The following is a 615-nucleotide window of genomic DNA, read 5'->3' as shown; positions in this document are numbered from 1 at the left end:
GCCGCCACGGCCGCCAGCAGGGCCTCGTCCACATAGCGTTCGACAAGGGCGCGCAGTGGCTCCGCCCGATAGATTCCGGAGCCGACAAGGGCGGCGAGCCCCTGGGGCTGCAACAGCCCGGCGGCCGCGCCGCCGGTATAGGCGTCCGCCAGTTCGTCGTCATAGGCCGGGCCCAGAAACACGAACGGGGCTGCAAGCGCGCCGGTCGAGACCCCGGTGACAACCTCGAAGTCCGGCCGTTCCCCCGTCTCGCTCCAGCCCTTCATCAGGCCGGCCGTAAAGGCCCCGTTGGAGCCGCCGCCGGACAGGGCGATGAAGTCCAGCCGTCCGTCCGGCCCGACCGGCACGCCCTCGCGAAAGGCCTGCTGGAAGAGGGCCGCGCGGTCCCTGGCGTCGAGGTAGACCCGGATCGGATGTCCCGGCGCGGAAACCAGCCCCATCGGCCGGGCGCCCTCACGGTCCTGGGCATCGAAAGCCGAGCGAGCGCCGCTGGCGCACCCGCCAAGCGCAAGAAACAGGCACATGAGAAAGAGGATGCGGACGTTCACGCAGCACCCCTAGCATGGGCGGGCGACAGGCGGATGAAATGTCTGCGGGTCGGCGGGGCGAGCCCGG

The 615-nt window shown here is 71.2% G+C and carries 1 protein-coding gene; it reads right to left on the bottom strand.

Annotated features, from left to right (window positions below; genetic code table 11):
- On the bottom strand, positions 1–548 hold a 548-nt coding region (locus B3E43_RS06250; RefSeq protein ID WP_292027654.1), incomplete at its 3' end, for a patatin-like phospholipase family protein.
- Positions 549–615: the final 67 nt, after the last annotated feature.

Source organism: Brevundimonas sp. UBA2416 (genome assembly GCF_002343105.1).
Lineage (GTDB): Bacteria > Pseudomonadota > Alphaproteobacteria > Caulobacterales > Caulobacteraceae > Brevundimonas.
Note: the sequence above shows the minus strand (reverse complement) of the source record. Positions and strands in the feature narration are given on the sequence as shown.